Here is a 17,451-nt window from a genome sequence, read left to right as displayed (position 1 = left end):
CCTGCGTCCACTGTCATCTGCCTGTCAAATCTCCGGCTTAGGCAGAGCTATCTTGAGTTCCCCGGAAAGCCCCATGACCGAACTTTTCGCCAAGCCCGGCCGTTTTTGGCGCGGCAACCTGCACACCCATTCCACCCTGTCGGACGGCGTTCTGGCGCCGGCCGAAGTCTGCCGCCGCTACAAGGCGGAAGGCTATGATTTCATCGCGCTGACCGACCATTTCATCGGCATGTACGGCTATCCCATCGCCGATACCCTGCCCTACCGCGACAACAGCTTCACCACCATCCTCGGGGCGGAACTGCATTCCGGCGCGATGGCAAATGGCGAGTTGTGGCACATCCTGGCCGTGGGCCTGCCGGCGGATTTCACGCCGCCCAACGCGCCGCATTTCCTGCCGGTCGACAACCAGGAAAGCGGGCCCGAGATCGCCGCGCGGGCGGTGGCCGCGGGCGCCTTCGTGGCCATTGCGCATCCGCAATGGTCGGGGCTGACGCTGGCCGATGCGCGGGGGATCGCGGCGGCCCACGCTGTAGAGATCTACAACCACGGCTGCGCGATGGGCTGCGACCGGCCCGACGGGTTTCAGATCGCCGACCTGTTGCTGTCGGAGGGCCGGCGCCTGAGCATGATCGCCACCGATGACGCGCATTTCTCCGAGCCGGACCATTTCGGCGGCTGGGTCATGGTCAAGGCCGAGGCGAACGACCCCGACCTGCTGCTCGCGGCGCTGAAGGCGGGCGATTTCTATTCCAGCCAGGGACCGGAGCTGCGCGGCATCACCGTCGGGCCGAAAAAGATCCATGTCGACTGTTCGGCGGTCAGTTCGGTGATCGTGCAGGGCAAGGGTACGGCGGCGCAGGCGGTGCATGGCCAGTCGATGACCGGGGCAGAGATGTCGCTCGACCGGTTCGCCAATTCCGACTGGATCCGTGTCACGCTGATCGACCGTTCGGGCAAGCGGGCCTGGTCGAACCCGATCTGGCGCAGTTGACTGGGCCTTTGGTTGATCGCTCCCTCCGGGCGCAGTAAACTTTCCAACATTGCTTGCCATGCCGGGTGGATGACCGGCATCGAAAGGGGTGGGAACACGCTATGCCCGTGCAACATCGTGCGGCCCGCGCTGCTGTCTTTGGCGTCGTCCTGATGCTCGTGCCGGTGTTGGCGGCTGCAGACGACGACCCCACCATCACCACGCAGGACAAGACGATTGCCGTGCATGTGCCCGCGATGGTCGATCTTGTCCTGCCGCGCCCGGCCTGGGCGCCGGACGGGTACGATGCGCATCCCTATACCGACGCCGAGCCTTGGCAGAACATCTATGTCGATGAAGGAAGCACGGATATCTACGCTCCGATCACTTCAGAGGAGGGCGAGAACCGTTCGCGCCCCGTCATCACCCTGACCTACAGGCTCAGCGCCTATGGCGGACCCTTCGCGACGGACGAATCCGATTATGCGCCGCGCTATTGCTGGGGCAGCGAGGACACCTATACCGAGGAGCGCGCGCCGCTGGCCGGGCAAGATACACCGATGCTTATCGTCGTCTGCGGCGCGGCAACAAGCGGCGGCGGATTTGCCGCGCTGATCGGCACTTCGGCCGCCGGGTCTTCAAAGTACATGATGCTGGAAGACGCGGTGATGGTCGATGATGGTTTCGACATTGCCGACCGCACCAGCTGGCCCGTCAGCCTAGACGACCTGCGCGCGCGGGCTGACGCCTACCATGCGGTGTTCGCTGTTAAGTAAGCGTCGCGGCCAGCAGATGGTCTGAAAAAGACCAGTGCGGTTCAATTCTTCGGGCCCTCTTACCGATCTGCGGCAAGAAAAAGACTAGTCAGGCTAGTGCGCCGGGCCGTCGTCGTCGGGCGGCAGAGGCGGCTCGTCCTCATCCTCTTCGGGCACGGGAATGGCATAGCTGCCCGTCAGCCACTTGGCGAGGTCGATATCCGCGCAGCGGCGCGAGCAGAAGGGTTTGTACTTCGGATCGGTGGGGCGGGCGCAGATCGGACAGGACATCACGCTGGCCCCGAGAACAGAGGCCGACGCTCGCGCTTGCGGCTCAGTTCGAAAAGGCCCATCGCCGTCCATCCGACAAGGCTGGTCTCGATCGGATCCGCGCGGAACGCGGCGCGCAGCGATTGTTCCACTTGCCGCCGATGCGCCTTGGACATCGGCGCGAAATCGATCACGATCTGGCCGCCCCAGCCGCGCAGGCGTAACGCGCGGGGTATTGCGCGGGCGGCGGCAAGGTTCACCTTCAGCGCCGCGGCGGGCGAGGTATCGCCGCCAGTATTGACATCGATCGCCGTTAGCGCACGCGTCGCCTCGACAAACATCGAGCCTTCGCCCAGTTGCACCTCGGGCCGGGCCAGCGCCGCGATCTGGTCCAGCACGCCAAGCGTCGCGAAACTGCCAGCCTCGGTCACCACCTCGGCCGGTATGGTCCAGTCGCGCCAGGCCAGCGCATGCGGCCCGTCACCCTCTGTCAGCGCCTCGGGCGTGGTGCCTGTCGCATCGGCCAGAACCGCATCGGCAAGATCGCGCATCGCGGCGATGTCTTCGGCAATGTCATCCTCGGGGGCGCCCGCAGCGGCAGAGCGCAGGATCAAACCGTGCGGCCCCGTCATCTCTACCTCGGCAATGGCGGCAAGGCGCACGCGCTCTTCCTCGTCGGTGATGGCGCGGCTGATGTTGCGGCCCGGCGCGCCGGGGGTCACGATGGCATAGCGGCTCTTGAACAACACCCTGTCGGTCAGCGGCACCGCCTTGCCCGGCTCGGCATGGCCGGTGACCTGCACCAGCACCGGCTGGCCCGGCCGCAACCCCTTGGCCGCGCGCAGAAAGCCGCCCATCCCGTCGGGCAGGCGCAGGAACATGCCGCCCTGCCCCTTCACCGGGCGGTCACAGATCGCGCGGAATATCGCGCCGGGGCGCGGGCTGTCCTCGTCGCCGATCAGCAGGTCGTCCAGCCGGCCGTCAACCAGCAGCGCCGCCGCCTCCTGCCCCTCCACATGGTCGAGCGCGATGGTCCGTCCCTTCATGCCCCACCCCCGTAAACCGGATAGCCCGCCGCAACCAGCAGCCCCGCCGCCTCGGCCAGGGGAAGGCCCACGACCGCGGTGAACGATCCGTTGATCCACGGGATGAAGGCGCCCGCCGGCCCCTGGATGGCATAGCCGCCTGCCTTGCCCTGCCAGTCGCCGCTGGCCAGATAGGCAGCAATCTCGGGCGGGCCCAGCCGCTTGACGGCGACCGTGGTCACCACGTCGCGCAGCCACTGCCGGTCGCCGCGCTTGACCGCGACCGCCGTGATCACCCGGTGTCGCCGCCCCGACAGCGCGCGCAGGAACGCCTCGGCCTCGGCGGCATCAGCGGGCTTGCCCATGATGCGCCGGCCCAGCGCCACGGTGGTATCGGCGCAAAGCACGACGTCCTCGGGTTCGGCCTGCACCGCCGCCACCTTGGCCGCGGCGATGCGCCGGACATAGTCGCGCGGCAACTCACCCTTCTGGGGGGTCTCGTCGATGTCGGGAGGACGCACGTCATCCGGCACAAGGCCGATCTGCGCCAGCAATTCCAGCCGCCGGGGCGAGGCCGATCCAAGGATCAGGCGCGGCACGTCACGGCCGGTCAAGGCTTACTTGAAGCGGTAGTTGATCCGACCCTTGGTCAGATCGTAGGGGGTCATCTCGACCTGCACCTTGTCGCCGGCCAGAACGCGGATGCGGTTCTTGCGCATCTTGCCTGCCGTATGCGCGATGATCTCATGGCCGTTTTCCAACTCGACCCTGAACGTCGCATTCGGCAGGAGTTCCTTCACGACGCCCGGAAATTCGAGAAGTTCTTCCTTGGCCATGGGGTCTCCAATATTGCGTTGTCCGCCAGAAATCGCAGACGGCGTTCTCTTGCGCCTCTGGCCGTGAATTTTCAAGGGCTAATCGCCCGCGATCACGTCACGTCCGGTACCGGCGGCCCCCAACGCGCTATCAGGCGGGCAATGATCTGGTCGCGGGTTTGGCGATAGCTGGCCAGTTTCGCCTCGCGCCCTTCGCCAAGGCCCGTTGGGTCGAGGATCGGCCAGTATTCCACGTCCATATGGAAATACTGCGTCAGGTCCAGCGCGCGGCGCTGGCTGGCGGGCGACAGCGCGAGGACCAGATCGAACGAGGACAGATCGTCGCCCCACTCCTTCATCTCGTCGAAACTGCGCGAGCGGTGGCGCGACAGTTCCACCCCGATCTCGGCACAGACGGCAATGGCGAAACCGTCGATCTCCATGTCCGATCGCACGCCGGCCGACTGGATATAGCAGGCGGTGCCGTAGAACTTCTTCATGATGCCTTCAGCCATGGGCGAGCGGACGGCATTGTGATCGCAGCAGAACAGCACCGACTGGGGCAGCGCCTCGGGGAGTTTCGGCGGCGGGGTATCGTCCAAGCCCCTAGCCCCCGAAATGCAGCACGCAGATCAGCGTGAACAAGCGGCGCGCAGTGTCGTTGTCCACATCGGCCTTACCCTGCAGGCGTTCCTGCAACACGCGGGCCCCCTCGTTGTGAATCCCGCGGCGGGCCATGTCGATGGTTTCGATCTGGCTGGGTGGCAGCGTTTTGACCGCATCGAAATAGCTCGCGCAGATCTGGAAGTAATCCTTCACCACCTGCCGGAATGGCCCCAGCGACAGGTGAAACTGTGCTGCGGGCGTGCCGTCCTCGGTGGCAATATCGAAGACCAGCCGCCGCTCGCGGATCGACAGGCCAAGGCGATACGGGCCGTCAGGTGCGGCGCGCCCTTCACGGCCGGGAATCACAAAGCTGTTGTCTTCCAGCAGGTCGAAAATGGCGACCTTGCGCTCCTGCTCGATCTCGGGCGTGGGCATGGGCAAGCCCGCGTCGTCGATCTCGATATGGGAAATGCGGGTCATGGCGCGTCCGTCCAGAGTGTCAGGGGTTGATGCCCCAACGCCCGTCGCGGATCAAGAACCCGATCAGCCCCACCCTCCTAACCCTCGTTCAGCCGATCAAGCCGGGCCAGCACGCTCAGCCCGTGCGCCTGAAGGCTTTCCGATCGCGCCAGTCGCGCAGCCGCTGGCCCGATGGCCGCCAACGCCGCGGGGCTCATCCGCGAAAGCGTGGTGCGCTTGAGAAAATCCATCACGCTGAGGCCGCTGGAAAACCGGGCCGAGCGAGCGGTGGGCAAAACGTGGTTTGGTCCGCCTACGTAATCGCCGATGGCCTCGGGCGTCCAGCCGCCGATAAAGATCGCGCCCGCATGGCGGATACGGGCGGCCAGCGCCTCGGCATCGCCGGTGCAGATTTCCAGATGCTCGGGCGCAATCCGGTCGGCCAGCCGCACCGCCTCGTCCATGTCCGAAACCGTGATGATCGCGCCGAAATCGCGCCAGCTGGCCCCGGCCACCGCGCGGCGCTCCAGCGTCTGAAGGCGCGCGTCCACCGCCGCGGCCACTGCCTGGGCAAACTCCGCGTCATCGGTGATCAGCAGCGCCTGCGCGCTTTCGTCATGCTCGGCCTGGCTCAGCAGGTCCAGCGCGATCCAGTCCGGGTCGTTGTCAGCGTCAGCGATGACAAGGATCTCGGACGGCCCGGCGATCATGTCGATCCCGACCTTGCCGAAGACCCGCCGCTTGGCTGCCGCGACAAAGGCATTGCCCGGCCCGGTGATCTTGTCGACCGGCGCGATCGTCTTGGTCCCGTAGGCCAGCGCGGCAATCGCCTGTGCCCCGCCGATGCGGTAAATCTCGTCCACCCCGGCAATCTGCGCGGCCATCAGCACCAGCGGGTTGACCGCACCATCAGGCGTGGGCACGCAGATGGCCAGCCGGTCGACGCCTGCCACCCGCGCCGGGATCGCGTTCATCAGAACCGAAGACGGGTAGGAGGCGATACCGCCCGGCACGTAAAGCCCCGCCGCCGATACGGCCGTCCACCGCCAGCCAAGGTCTGCCCCCGTCGCGTCGGTCCAGCGCGCATCTTCCGGCATCTGGCGTTCGTGGTAAGCGCGGATGCGCGCGGCGGCCAGTTCCAGCGCCGCGCGATCCTCGGCGCCGACCTTGGCACATTCGGCAGCAATTTCATCGGGCGAAAAGCGCAGCATTTCTGGGCGAAGGTCCAGCCGGTCGAACCGGCGTGTCAGGTCGATCAGCGCGGCGTCGCCCTCGGCGCGGACCCGGGCGATAATCTCGGCCACCACAGCGTCCACGTCTGGACTATCCTCGCGCTTCATCGCCAGCAGGGCGGTGAAACGCGCCTCGAAATCGGCATCGCGTGTGGTCAGAAACATCGGCATCGGCTGGGTCTCCTTCGGCCCTGCACATAGCGGGCCACCACGGGCGCGGCAATCCGCGGACCGCGCTTCATCTTGCCCCAAATACTGCCGCCGGATACGCCGCCCCACCGGGGCGGCTCAATCATCCAATCGCTTGCAAAGGTTCAACTCGTCCAGATAGCGGTCCTTGACCAGCAACGCGCGGGGCGACACCGCGTAACGGACAAAGCCGTGACGCCAGTAAAAATCGTAGGCGCGCGCGTTGGTCTCGCTGACCGACAGTTCCAGCTGCACAACGCCATCCGCCCGCGCCCGCGCAATGGCCGCCTGCATCAGCATGTCGGCCCCGCCCTTGCCGCGCAGGCCCTTGCGCACGTAGATCGCATGCAGCCCGGCGCGATGGCGGCAGTTGCCGCCGCGCTCGCGGTCATAGGCAAGGATCCCTTCCAGACCCTTATCCGTGAACAGGCCGAAAATCACGCTGCCCTCGATCCGCTGAACATAAGCCGATTCAGGCAAACCCTGCCAATCGGCGAGGGTGGAGCCGAAGGCGTCGGGATGCAGCCGCAGCGCCTCCAGCCGGACATGGCGGAATGCCAGCGCATCGGCAGGAGTCAACTGCCTGACGATCATTCCGGGTGGTCCGGCGCCTTGCCCGAGGGCGCAAGATAGGGCCGCGTCACATCGCGCAGCACAACCTCCAGCGCCTCGACCGTCACCGCGATGGCCCCGTCGCCCGCCAGCGTCAGCATGATGCGCCCGCCCGGCGCCTCGCCCGGTTCCCATGAAATGGACAAAAGCGACAGAACCATGTCCTTGTCATGGGTCATGACGCCTTGCGATTGCACTTTCAGAACGTCCTCGATGACCAGCACCGATTGCACCCTCTCAAAGCCGCGACGGCGGGCTGCGGCGTTCTCGGCATCCTCCCAGCGGAACCGGTTCAGCAGCAGGGCAAAGCGGCGCGTCTTGCGGTCCCAGCGCAACTCGCTAGCGGGCAGAACCGCGTCCTGCGCCAGCGTCGAGATGACTGACAGGTCCTCGGCATCCAGCGCGAGCAGCCGCAACGGCGCTTCGCTGGCATCCTCGAACCGGGCATCCTCGTGCTCGTTCATTGTGCCTTCACCCGCTCTATCCGCGCGCCCACCGCGCCCAGCTTGTCCTCGACATGCTCATAACCGCGATCAAGATGATAGACCCGGTTGACCATCGTGTCGCCCTCGGCGGCAAGGCCCGCAAGAATCAGCGACACGCTGGCGCGCAGATCGGTTGCCATCACCGGCGCGCCCTTCAGCCGGTCCACACCGTGAACCGTGGCATGGCCACCCTGCACCTCGATATGGGCACCCATCCGCATCAATTCCGGCGCGTGCATGAAACGATTCTCGAAAATGCGCTCTTCCAGCACGCTGGTGCCTTCGGCGGTGGCCAGCATCGCCATCATCTGCGCCTGCAAATCGGTGGGAAAGCCGGGAAAAGGCTCTGTCACCACGTCCACCGCACGCGGTCGGTCACCTTTCAGCGATACTTTCAGACCCTTGTCGGTCTCTTCGATGGCAACTCCGGCCGCGTCGAGTTTCTCGGCGAAGGCCAATACCAGATCGATCCGCCCACCAAGGCATTCGACCCAGCCCCCGGCGATCACCGGGGCCAGCATGTAGGTGCCAAGCTCGATCCGGTCGGTCACCACCGCGTGGGTTGCCCCGCCCAGCCGGTCCACCCCCTCGATGGTGATCGTCGCCGTGCCCTCGCCCTCGATCCGGGCCCCCATCTTTCGCAGACAGACGGCCAGATCGACGATCTCGGGTTCGCGCGCGGCGTTCTCGATCACCGTCGTGCCCTTGGCAAGCGTCGCCGCCATCAGCGTGTTCTCGGTCGCCCCGACGCTGGCAAAGCGCAAGGGCACCCGCGCGCCTTTCAGCCCGCCAGGGGCGACCGCGTGCAGGTAGCCGTCCTTCAGCTCGATCTCGGCGCCCAGCGCCTCGAGCGCAGAAATGTGGATATCCATCGGCCGCGCTCCGATCGCGCAGCCACCGGGCAGCGAAACCACCGCCTGCCCCGTCCGTGCCAGCAGCGGGCCTAGAACAAGGTTGGAGGCGCGCATCTTGCGCACGATCTCGTAATCGGCGCGGGTCGAGGTCAGCGCGTCCGACGACAGCGCCAGCACCTTGCCCTCCTGCAGCACCGCCACCTCGGCACCCAAGGACTGCAGAAGCTGCGTCATCGTCTTGATGTCCGACAGCCGCGGCGCATTGGTCAGCGTCAGCGGTTCGTCCGACAGCAGCGTCGCCGGCATCAGCGCAAGTGCCGCGTTCTTGGCCCCGGCAATGGCGATCTGCCCCGCCAGCGGCGCGCCGCCCGTCACAACGATCGAATCCATGCCTGCCTACTCTTTCTCTTCCGCGCCGTTGTCGGCGCCTGTTCTCGCGCGGGCCTGCGCCTTGCGTCGGGCGAGGTTCGCCTTCAACGCAGCTTTCAGCCGTTCTTCGCGGGTTTCCGGCGCCTTGCGGCCGGGCCGGGCCGTCCCCTGACCGGGGCGTGCGGTGTCGGGTCTGCGCTCCATGGCCGACCTGTTACCAACTGCCGCAAAAACCGTCCAGTGAGGGCTTGCACGATCCGGGGATTGCCGCTAATCCCCCCGACCACGGCGCTGTGGTAGCTCAGTGGTAGAGCACACCCTTGGTAAGGGTGAGGTCGAGAGTTCAATCCTCTCTCACAGCACCATCCCACCCTCCCGACCTTGCGATCGCGCAGTACCGCCCGGTTGCTGCATGAGGCGAAGTTGCGTGCCAAGCGTTGATCGCCGCTCCTGCTGCGCGGCGCGCTCTTCGGTGCGAATCTGGGCAGGCTCAACACCAAGAGACGCTTGCGCTGCATTGCGGCAATGTCCGGGCGGGCTATGCCGGTCGCCGCACCACGTCGGCCGCATAGGCCCAGAGCAGCAGGCAGATCACCACGTTGTTGGTGATGTGCCACAGAAAATGCGTACCCGACGGAAATGTCTCGCAGAGCGGCAGGTCAAGACTGCGAAAGGTCAGCGCCGCGCAGAATAGCAGGCTGGCCAGCCCCATCGGAAGCAGCGCGGGGTGATGGCGCCGCCATAGCTGCCAGACCACCACCACGATCATCAGCGCCGCAGGAATGTATTGCAGCGACCCGCTGAGATTCGCGATCAACCCCATCTGGTCGCCCATCGCCATCGCGGTGCCACCGGCAAAGGCCGCGCCGCCCGCCACCAGCAGCAATGGCAGTGCCGCCCGTCCCGGCCTTAGCCGCAGCAGGACGGCCAGCCCGAAAACCGCGACGAAGGCCCAGATCGGGATCACGTCGGCCAGTTCCGCCCAGCGCGTGCCGTAGGTGTGCAGCAGGAACGATCCCAGCCCGATGGCGATGCCAAGCGCCACCAGAACTGTCATCATCAGGGTCGCCCGGCCCTGCCGGTAAAGCAGGGCATAGCCGGTGACCCCAACGACGATCACAAGCAGGCTGGTGGCCGCATTCAGCGGTTCGGCCCAGAAGGCCGGCGATGTGCGCTCGCAATAAGCGCCGAGGATCGGGGCGTTCAGGTCCATCTTGGACACCGGGCCTCGCAGGCAAAGCGATCACCATCGCAAGCATATGGATTGCGGCATAAAACCCGCACGCCTATGGTGTCAACCGCAGGACAGGGCAGAGCCGGGGAGCAAGGGAAGAGTGAGCGTCGCAGAAGTAATGGCCGCGCGCGATGATACCGCGTCGCGCTGCCTTGATCGTTTGCGCGCAGGCTTCGGGCATCTGGTCCTCGCCACGCTTCTGGCATTGGCGCCAGTCGCGGCGCTCGCCGCGGACGTGCAGGGCGCGGCAGTGGCCGTCAACCGCATCTACGGCCAGACCCTCGCCAACGCCGACATGCCGGAAAAGCTGGCCGAGATGGTGGGCAAGGTCGTGGACCTTGACGGGCTGTCGGCACAGGTGCTGGGCCCGGCCTGGGACGGCGCCTCGCAGGTCGACCGCGCTGATTTCGAGGCCGCGCTGCGCGACGTGATCGCGGTGGAACTGGCCCGCCGCCTGCATCCCGACCTGACCTTTGCCATCACCGCCATCAAGCCGTTGCGCGACGACGACGTGGTCGTGCTCAGCACGCTGACCCGCGCCGACGGCCGCGTGACGCGGCTGGACTGGAAGATGCGCCCTTGCGGCGACAGCTGGTGCATCTTCGACCTAATCGGCGATGGGGCCTCGTTCAGCGTGGCGCGGCGCAATGCCTACGCCCTGCGGCTGGATGCACTCAACGGCTCGGTCCCCGCGCTGGTTCGCTCGATCCGGGCCGAGATTGGCGCAAAGCTTTGACGGAGCCCAACGAAACACCTGCCCTTGCCGAGTTGCGGCATTGCTCTCGCAGTTTTGACCGGGGGCGTATCGTGGCGCTGAACGATGCCTCTTTGACGATCGGGCGCGGCGAATACGTGGCGGTCACCGGCCCCTCGGGCAGCGGCAAATCGACCCTGCTCGACATCATGTGCGGACTTGAAGAACCCACTGGTGGTGAAGTGTTTTTTGACGGACGGCGAGTGCGCGGCCGGGCAAGCTGGGCCCGCATTCGTGCGGCCCGCATCGGTTTTGTCTTTCAGTCCTTCTACCTGATCCCGTCGCTGACCGTGGCCGAGAATGTCGAACTTGCCATGCTGTGGCAGACGAAGGCTCCGGCCGCACGCGCGGCACGGGTGGCAGACCTGCTTGATCAGTTGGGGATCGGCGACAGGCGCGGGCAATACCCGATGCAGCTTTCGGGCGGTGAGCGGCAGCGCGTGGCCATCGCCCGCGCGCTGGCCAACCGGCCCGAGATGATCGTGGCGGACGAACCCACCGGCAGCCTCGACACCCAGACCAGCGTCGAGATCATCGCGCTTCTTGAAGAGCTCAAGCGCACCAGCGACATCACCATCGTGATCGTCACCCACAACCCCGACATCGCCGCGCGATGCGACCGGCAGGTGAGTCTGGTGGACGGTCACATCGTCGCGGACGAACGGCGGCAAGGTGTGCAGACATGAACCTTCTGACCCTGCCATGGCGCAACATCGCGGCGCAAAAGGTGCGCTCGACGCTGACGGTGCTTGGCATCGCCGTGGCCGTGGGCGCCTTTATCGCGCTGACGGGTCTGACCCGCGGCATGCAGTATTCGTTTGACCACGGACTGGGCGACATCGGCGCCGATTACGTGGTCAGCCAACGCAACACCTACAGCCTGACCAGCAGTTCGGTGTCCGAGGATATCGGCCCAAAGCTGGCCGCGGTGCCGGGCGTCGCGGCGGTTTCCGGGGTGGTCCTGTCGGTCACCGAAGTCGACAACGAGGCCAATATCTTCGTCACCGGCTGGCCCGATGACAGTTTCCTTTGGCAGTCGCTCAAGCTGGCATCGGGCCGCCCGCCGCAGGGCGACCGCGAGGTGGTTCTGGGCCAGTCCGTTGCACGCGCCCTTGGCAAGGGCGTGGGCGATACGATCTCGATGCAATACGAGGATTTCCGCATCTCGGGGCTGGCCGTCTCGACCTCGGTCTTCAACCAGAACATCGCCGTGACGCGGCTGGCGGTGCTGCAGGACATGCTGGGCCGGCCCAGCGCCGTGTCGCTTTATCAGGTAAGGCTGGAACGCCCCTTCACCCCTGAACGGGCCGAAGAGATCCGCGCCGGGCTTGCCGCAGTTTCGCCCCTGATAGATGTCAGCAATTCCGAGGAATTCGCAGGCAACATGCAGTTCGAAAAGACCATGGATGCGGTGGCGAAGGTGGTGTCGCTGCTGATGATCCTCGCCTCCTCCATCCTCGTGGCCAATACGCTGCTGATGTCGGTTTCGGAACGTGGTCAGGAATTCGGCATCCTCGCCGCGATCGGATGGACCCCCGCCCGCGTGCGAATGCTGGTGGTGGCCGAGGGCGTGATGATGTGCGTGCTGGGCAGCGTCATCGGCATCGGCCTGGGCGTTTTTGCAATGTATGTCGTCTCTTGGATGCGGATTTTCGCAGGGCTGCTGGAACCTTACCTGACGACCGCGATCGTGGCGCAGGCCGTCGGCTGGGTGCTGCTTGTGGGCCCGCTTTCGGCCCTTTACCCCGCTTGGCGGGTTACCCGCATCCCCCCTTCTGCGGCGATCCGCGGCCAGCGCTGAGCGGGTGCGGCAGGCTGTCCCGCCCTGTTTCGGAGGGGTGGCGAAAACATTTTGATCATGTGATGGTCGCCACCGTGATGATTCATTCACGACAGCATTGGACCGATCCTATGAAGACCACTTTCATCGCCGCCCTCGCCGCCATTGCCGTGGCTGTTCCTGCATTTGCCGAGGGCGATGCCGCCGCCGGCGCGCGGGACTTTAACCGCTGCAAGGCATGTCATTCGATCACCGCGCCCGACGGCACGGTCATCGTGCGCGGCGGCCGTGTGGGCCCGAACCTTTACGGCGTTGTCGGCCGCACCGCTGGCAGCGAAGAGGGCTTTCGCTATGGCAGCGGCCTTTTGGCGCTGAAAGATGCCGGGCTGGTCTGGGACGCGGACTCGATCGTCGCCTACCTTGCCGATCCCACTGCCTTCGTCCGCGACAAGACCGGCGACAACAGCCTGCGCTCGAACATGGCCTTCAAATTGGCCAACGGTGCGGACGTCGTGGCCTATCTCCAGTCAGTCGCGCAATAATCCGGACCCACTCATCCTTCGGACCCGTTGCCTGCGGACGGCATTGCTGAAATAGCTTGGGGGGCAGACGCCCCCTTGCCGTCCGCCACACCGGGCCAGAGTTTGAAAGGAGCCGGCACGATGGAGCTTGAGCAAACCGCGCTGCCCGGCGTCCTGATCCTGACGCCGCGCCGGTTCGGCGATGCCCGCGGCTGGTTCAGCGAAACGTGGCATCGCGACAGGCTGGCCGCGGCCGGGCTGGCCCTCGATTTCGTGCAGGATAACCACTCCTTCTCGGCCGATGCCGGCACTTTGCGCGGGTTGCATTACCAGGCCCCGCCGCATGCGCAGGACAAGTTGGTACGCTGCACCCGCGGCGCGATCCTTGACGTGGCCGTCGATGTGCGGCGCGGCTCACCCGGTTACGGGCGCTGGGTGGCGGTGGAACTGTCGGCCGAGAACGGCCGGCAATTGCTGGTGCCGCACGGGTTCCTTCATGGCTTTGTCACCCGCGTGCCCGATACCGAGGTGCAGTACAAGGTCACCGACGTTTACGCGCCCGACTGCGACGGCGCGGTGCGCTGGGACAGTCTTGGCATCGATTGGGGCTGCGCCGCGCCGGTGCTTTCGGCCAAGGATGCCGCCGCGCCCGCCTTTGCCGATTGGCAATCGCCCTTTACGTGGGAGGGCCCGGCGTGAAGATCCTTGTGACGGGTGGTGCGGGGTTCATCGGCTCGGCCGTGGTGCGGCTTGCGGTGGCGCGCGGCTACGCGGTGGTCAACCTTGATGCGCTGACCTATGCCGCCAATCTTGCCAACGTGGCCGACGTGGAGGCCAGCCCGCTTTACGCCTTTGAACAGGCCGACATTCGCGACCGTGCCGCACTGGACCGGATCATGGCCCATCACGCGCCCGACGCCGTGATGCATCTGGCCGCCGAAAGCCATGTCGACCGCTCCATCGACGGGCCGGGCGACTTCATCGCGACCAACGTCACCGGCACGTTCAACCTGCTGGAGGCCGCGCGCGCGTTCTGGACCCAAGCCGGCAAGCCTTCCGGTTTCCGCTTTCACCACGTCTCGACCGACGAGGTTTTCGGCACGCTTGGCGAGACCGGCAAGTTCACCGAAGACACACCCTATGACCCGCGCAGCCCCTATTCGGCGTCCAAGGCGGCCTCGGATCACCTTGTAAGGGCCTGGCACGAAACCTATGGCCTTCCGGTGGTCCTGTCGAATTGCTCGAACAATTACGGGCCCTACCACTTTCCCGAGAAGCTGATCCCGGTGGTCATCATCCGCGCCCTCGCGGGCGAGCCGATTCCGGTCTACGGCGACGGCGGCAACGTGCGCGACTGGCTTTATGTCGAGGATCACGCCGACGCATTGCTGACTGTGCTGGAAAAGGGCGCGTCCGGCCGCAGCTACAACATCGGCGGCGAGAACGAGGCGAAAAACATCGACCTTGTGCGCACCATCTGTGCCGAGCTTGACCGGCTGCGCCCTGATGGCGCACCGCACGCGCGCCTGATCACCTTCGTGGCCGACCGGCCGGGCCATGACAGGCGATACGCCATCGACCCGGCGCGCATCCGCACTGAACTGGGCTGGCGGCCCTCCGTCACGGTAGAAGAAGGGCTGGCCCGCACCGTGCGCTGGTATTTCGACAACGAGGCGTGGTGGCGGCCGCTTCTGGCGCGTCAGGGCGTGGGTCAGCGGCTGGGGACCGGCGGATGAGCCTGCTGATCTTCGGCAAGACCGGTCAGGTCGCGCAAGAGCTTGCGCGCCGCGCGCCGCAGGCTCGCTTTCTCAACCGGGACGAGGCCGACCTGTCAAACCCGGGGGCCTGCGCGGCGGCGCTGCGCGCAAGCGGCGCGACAATTGTCATCAATGCCGCCGCCTATACTGCCGTCGACAAGGCCGAAACCGACGAGGCCGCGGCGCATCGGATCAATGCCGAAGCCCCGGGTGCGATGGCCCGTGCCGCCGCAGAAACTGGTGCCGCCTTCATCCAGATATCGACCGATTACGTCTTTGATGGGTCCGGCACTGCGCCTTTCTCCCCCGACGCGCCAACCGCTCCCATTGGCGCCTATGGCCGCAGCAAGCTGGCCGGCGAAAAGGCGGTGCGCGCGGCCGGGGGCGTCCATGCGATCCTGCGCACGTCCTGGGTGTTTTCGGCGCATGGCGCGAATTTCGTCAAGACGATGCTGCGACTGTCGGAAAGCCGCGACCGGCTGAGCATTGTCGCCGACCAGGTGGGCGGGCCCACGCCGGCCGCCGCAATCGCCGCGGCCTGTTTGGCCATTGGCGATCATCTGGTCCGCGAGCCGCAGAAATCCGGCACCTACCATTTCTCGGGCGCGCCCGATGTCAGCTGGGCAGATTTCGCCCGCGCGATCTTCGTGCGCGCCGGGCGACAGGTGGACGTTGCCGACATCACGACGGCCGACTACCCCACCCCGGCGCGCCGCCCCGCCAATTCACGGCTGGATTGCAGCCTTACCGAGGCCGCATTCGGCCTGTCACGTCCCGATTGGCGCGCGGGGCTGGACGACGTCTTGACGGAGCTTGGAGTGACACGATGAAACGCAAAGGCATTATTCTGGCCGGCGGATCGGGCACGCGGCTTTATCCGATCACGATGGGTGTCTCCAAGCAGCTTTTACCGATCTTCGACAAGCCGATGATCTATTACCCGCTCAGCGTGCTGATGCTGGCGGGCATTCGGGAGATCGCGATCATCACGACGCCCGAGGATCAGGCGCAATTCCAGCGCCTGATGGGTGATGGCAGCCAATGGGGCCTGCAATTCACGTGGATCGTCCAACCCTCGCCCGACGGGCTGGCGCAGGCCTACTTGCTGGCCCGCGATTTCCTGAACGGCGCGCCCTCGACACTGGTGCTGGGCGACAACATCTTCTTCGGCCACGGCTTGCCAGAGATCCTTGCCACCGCCGATGCCCGGCGGGAGGGCGGCACGGTCTTTGGCTACCGCGTGGCCGATCCTGAGCGTTACGGCGTCGTGGGCTTCGGGCCCGACGGCGCGGTGAGCGAGATCGTCGAGAAACCGTCAGAGCCGCCGTCGAACTACGCCGTGACCGGGATCTATTTCCTCGACGGCCGCGCGCCCGACCTTGCCGCCTCATTGGCGCCATCGCCGCGCGGAGAGCTGGAAATTACCGATCTTCTGGCACTTTACCTTGCCGAAGGAACCCTACGTGTCGAAACGATGGGGCGTGGCTATGCATGGCTGGACACCGGCACACATGGCAGCCTGCTGGACGCCGGAAACTTCGTGCGCACGCTGTCGGAACGGCAGGGCCAGCAGGTAGGCTCGCCCGACGAGATCGCCTATCGGCTTGGGTTCATTGACAGGCGGGCCCTGCTGGCCCGCGCGGCCCTGTTCCGCAAGAACGACTATGGTCGCTACCTCGACGACCTGACCAAAACCTGAGCACGACAGGCCGCGTCTGACCCACGTGCGGCCTTCAAACTCTGCGTCTCGCAATTCCCGTTGAAACCGAAATACCGGTCTGGAACGGCGCCTGCGGAAAGCATCCTTGCTCTGGACCAAGAAAATCTTGGACGAAACGCAGCGGCTGCAACCTGTTCAAGTCAAAACATCATCGTGATTACCAAAGGTTTAATCACTTGTTAATCTCTGAGTAGGACTCTGCGACGGGCCGCGTCAAATGGACGAGCCACGGCCTTCGGGTTGATATCGTCAAAGGGCCGGATCTACCGGGAATAGTCGAATCAGGATTTCAGGGTCGCTAGCCAATTTCATTGGCTGCGGGCAGCGCAAATGCGGGAATAATGAATTGCGTGATGTTGTCGAAGACTTTACCTCGCACGAAAATGTCTTGCGCAATGGCATCAGCCTGCGGGGTAATTCAACGGCTTATACAGCCTTCGGCAAGCGCCTGCTTGATCTTGCCCTGGGCGTTGCAGGTGCGCCTGTCATATTGCCGGTCATCGGCATTCTGTGTCTGCTCGTGCGGCGTGACGGTGGGCCTGCCTTTTACATGCAGCAGCGCGTCGGGCGAAATGGCAGGCAGTTCGCTTGTCTGAAACTACGCACGATGGTTGTCGATGCCGACAAGGTGCTGGCCGATCTCTGCGCCGAAAACCCCAAGATTGCCGCGGAATGGCACCGGCACCAGAAACTGCACGACGATCCCCGGATCACGCGCATTGGCCGCTTCTTGCGCCGTTCCAGCCTTGATGAGCTGCCTCAGGTTCTCAACGTGTTGGCCGGGCAGATGAGCCTTGTGGGCCCCCGCCCTTTCACGCCCGAGCAACAAGACCTTTACCGCGAGGCTGGCGGCCAGGCCTATTTCCGCATGCGTCCGGGCATTACCGGCCCATGGCAGATCCACGGGCGAAGCGAAACGCGGTTTGTCGACCGGGTGCATTTCGATGAGCTTTACGGTGAAACGATCAGCCTTCGCAGTGACCTGCGACTGGTGATCGAGACCGTCGGCGTTGTCCTGAAGATGACGGGCAAATAGCGGCA

At 65.4% G+C, this 17,451-nt stretch carries 23 protein-coding genes and 1 tRNA gene; 12 read left to right on the top strand and 12 right to left on the bottom strand.

Going from position 1 to position 17,451, the window contains the following annotated elements; all coding sequences use genetic code 11:
• Positions 1-73: 73 nt before the first annotated feature.
• Together GC146_RS00495 and GC146_RS00490 are read left to right on the top strand one after the other, a co-directional pair.
• Complete coding sequence (locus GC146_RS00495; RefSeq protein WP_291832853.1) at positions 74-994, top strand: CehA/McbA family metallohydrolase; 921 nt, start codon at positions 74-76, stop codon at positions 992-994.
• 101 nt (positions 995-1,095) lie between these two features.
• The gene (locus tag GC146_RS00490) at positions 1,096-1,749 is read left to right on the top strand and encodes a hypothetical protein (RefSeq protein ID WP_291832850.1); all 654 of its coding nucleotides are present in this window, start codon (positions 1,096-1,098) and stop codon (positions 1,747-1,749) included.
• 93 nt (positions 1,750-1,842) lie between these two features.
• Here GC146_RS00490 and yacG read toward each other — a convergent pair whose 3' ends face one another.
• The 11 genes from yacG to GC146_RS00435 form a co-directional block, all read right to left on the bottom strand.
• Entirely contained in the window at positions 1,843-2,019 is a 177-nt protein-coding gene (yacG, locus tag GC146_RS00485; RefSeq protein ID WP_291832847.1) for a DNA gyrase inhibitor YacG, read from the bottom strand.
• Positions 2,019-3,044 (bottom strand): ribonuclease E/G, encoded by a 1,026-nt coding sequence (locus GC146_RS00480; protein ID WP_291832845.1) that lies wholly within the window; start codon positions 3,042-3,044, stop codon positions 2,019-2,021. Before GC146_RS00480 ends, yacG begins: the two co-directional genes overlap by 1 nt.
• Complete coding sequence (locus GC146_RS00475) at positions 3,041-3,622, bottom strand: Maf family protein (RefSeq protein ID WP_291832843.1); 582 nt, start codon at positions 3,620-3,622, stop codon at positions 3,041-3,043. Before GC146_RS00475 ends, GC146_RS00480 begins: the two co-directional genes overlap by 4 nt.
• A gap of 18 nt (positions 3,623-3,640) precedes the next feature.
• Positions 3,641-3,859: a translation initiation factor IF-1 gene (infA, locus tag GC146_RS00470; RefSeq protein ID WP_007205486.1), complete on the bottom strand. Its 219-nt coding sequence runs from the start codon at positions 3,857-3,859 to the stop codon at positions 3,641-3,643.
• 92 nt (positions 3,860-3,951) lie between these two features.
• A complete protein-coding gene (locus GC146_RS00465) occupies positions 3,952-4,440 on the bottom strand; it encodes a low molecular weight phosphatase family protein (protein WP_291832727.1) in 489 nt (162 codons plus the stop codon).
• A gap of 4 nt (positions 4,441-4,444) precedes the next feature.
• Complete coding sequence (locus GC146_RS00460) at positions 4,445-4,924, bottom strand: UPF0262 family protein (protein ID WP_291832726.1); 480 nt, start codon at positions 4,922-4,924, stop codon at positions 4,445-4,447.
• Positions 4,925-5,001: 77 nt separating this feature from the next.
• Positions 5,002-6,306 carry a histidinol dehydrogenase gene (gene hisD, locus GC146_RS00455; RefSeq protein ID WP_291832724.1) on the bottom strand — a complete coding sequence of 435 codons (1,305 nt, stop codon included), beginning with the start codon at positions 6,304-6,306 and terminating at the stop codon, positions 5,002-5,004.
• Between the two features lie 117 nt (positions 6,307-6,423).
• A complete protein-coding gene (locus GC146_RS00450; protein WP_291832721.1) occupies positions 6,424-6,918 on the bottom strand; it encodes an N-acetyltransferase in 495 nt (164 codons plus the stop codon).
• The gene (locus GC146_RS00445; protein ID WP_291832719.1) at positions 6,915-7,400 is read right to left on the bottom strand and encodes a DUF2948 family protein; all 486 of its coding nucleotides are present in this window, start codon (positions 7,398-7,400) and stop codon (positions 6,915-6,917) included. The genes GC146_RS00450 and GC146_RS00445 overlap by 4 nt, the downstream gene beginning before the upstream one ends.
• Positions 7,397-8,665 carry a UDP-N-acetylglucosamine 1-carboxyvinyltransferase gene (gene murA, locus GC146_RS00440; protein ID WP_291832717.1) on the bottom strand — a complete coding sequence of 423 codons (1,269 nt, stop codon included), beginning with the start codon at positions 8,663-8,665 and terminating at the stop codon, positions 7,397-7,399. Before murA ends, GC146_RS00445 begins: the two co-directional genes overlap by 4 nt.
• 6 nt (positions 8,666-8,671) lie before the next feature.
• Positions 8,672-8,848 (bottom strand): hypothetical protein, encoded by a 177-nt coding sequence (locus GC146_RS00435; protein ID WP_291832715.1) that lies wholly within the window; start codon positions 8,846-8,848, stop codon positions 8,672-8,674.
• Positions 8,849-8,934: 86 nt separating this feature from the next.
• Here GC146_RS00435 and GC146_RS00430 point away from each other — a divergent pair.
• A tRNA-Thr gene (locus GC146_RS00430) sits at positions 8,935-9,009 on the top strand.
• 173 nt (positions 9,010-9,182) lie between these two features.
• On the opposite strand, the gene GC146_RS00425 is transcribed toward GC146_RS00430, so the two are convergent.
• Positions 9,183-9,857 (bottom strand): ceramidase domain-containing protein, encoded by a 675-nt coding sequence (locus tag GC146_RS00425; RefSeq protein ID WP_291832714.1) that lies wholly within the window; start codon positions 9,855-9,857, stop codon positions 9,183-9,185.
• A gap of 121 nt (positions 9,858-9,978) precedes the next feature.
• On the opposite strand from GC146_RS00425, the gene GC146_RS00420 reads away from it, so the two are divergent.
• The 9 genes from GC146_RS00420 to GC146_RS00380 all read left to right on the top strand — a co-directional run bounded on the left by GC146_RS00420 (position 9,979) and on the right by GC146_RS00380 (position 17,446).
• Positions 9,979-10,614, top strand: a complete 636-nt coding sequence (locus GC146_RS00420) for an ABC transporter substrate-binding protein (protein WP_291832711.1) — start codon at positions 9,979-9,981, stop codon at positions 10,612-10,614.
• Complete coding sequence (locus tag GC146_RS00415) at positions 10,611-11,318, top strand: ABC transporter ATP-binding protein (RefSeq protein WP_291832708.1); 708 nt, start codon at positions 10,611-10,613, stop codon at positions 11,316-11,318. The genes GC146_RS00420 and GC146_RS00415 overlap by 4 nt, the downstream gene beginning before the upstream one ends.
• Positions 11,315-12,433, top strand: a complete 1,119-nt coding sequence (locus GC146_RS00410) for an ABC transporter permease (RefSeq protein WP_291832705.1) — start codon at positions 11,315-11,317, stop codon at positions 12,431-12,433. The genes GC146_RS00415 and GC146_RS00410 overlap by 4 nt, the downstream gene beginning before the upstream one ends.
• A 110-nt stretch (positions 12,434-12,543) precedes the next feature.
• Positions 12,544-12,954 carry a cytochrome C gene (locus tag GC146_RS00405; RefSeq protein ID WP_291832703.1) on the top strand — a complete coding sequence of 137 codons (411 nt, stop codon included), beginning with the start codon at positions 12,544-12,546 and terminating at the stop codon, positions 12,952-12,954.
• Between the two features lie 120 nt (positions 12,955-13,074).
• Positions 13,075-13,632 carry a dTDP-4-dehydrorhamnose 3,5-epimerase gene (gene rfbC / locus GC146_RS00400; protein ID WP_291832701.1) on the top strand — a complete coding sequence of 186 codons (558 nt, stop codon included), beginning with the start codon at positions 13,075-13,077 and terminating at the stop codon, positions 13,630-13,632.
• Positions 13,629-14,669 carry a dTDP-glucose 4,6-dehydratase gene (gene rfbB, locus GC146_RS00395; RefSeq protein WP_291832699.1) on the top strand — a complete coding sequence of 347 codons (1,041 nt, stop codon included), beginning with the start codon at positions 13,629-13,631 and terminating at the stop codon, positions 14,667-14,669. The genes rfbC and rfbB overlap by 4 nt, the downstream gene beginning before the upstream one ends.
• On the top strand, positions 14,666-15,520 hold the full coding sequence (rfbD, locus tag GC146_RS00390; RefSeq protein WP_291832697.1) for a dTDP-4-dehydrorhamnose reductase: 855 nt from the start codon (positions 14,666-14,668) through the stop codon (positions 15,518-15,520). Before rfbB ends, rfbD begins: the two co-directional genes overlap by 4 nt.
• Positions 15,517-16,389, top strand: coding sequence for a glucose-1-phosphate thymidylyltransferase RfbA (gene rfbA / locus GC146_RS00385; protein ID WP_291832695.1), 873 nt, complete (start codon positions 15,517-15,519; stop codon positions 16,387-16,389). The genes rfbD and rfbA overlap by 4 nt, the downstream gene beginning before the upstream one ends.
• 367 nt (positions 16,390-16,756) lie before the next feature.
• Positions 16,757-17,446, top strand: coding sequence for a sugar transferase (locus GC146_RS00380; protein ID WP_291832692.1), 690 nt, complete (start codon positions 16,757-16,759; stop codon positions 17,444-17,446).
• The last annotated feature ends 5 nt before the right edge of the window (positions 17,447-17,451 follow it).

Source organism: Limimaricola sp. (assembly GCF_016125575.1).
Taxonomy (GTDB): Bacteria; Pseudomonadota; Alphaproteobacteria; order Rhodobacterales; family Rhodobacteraceae; genus WGLM01.
Note: the sequence above shows the minus strand (reverse complement) of the source record. Positions and strands in the feature narration are given on the sequence as shown.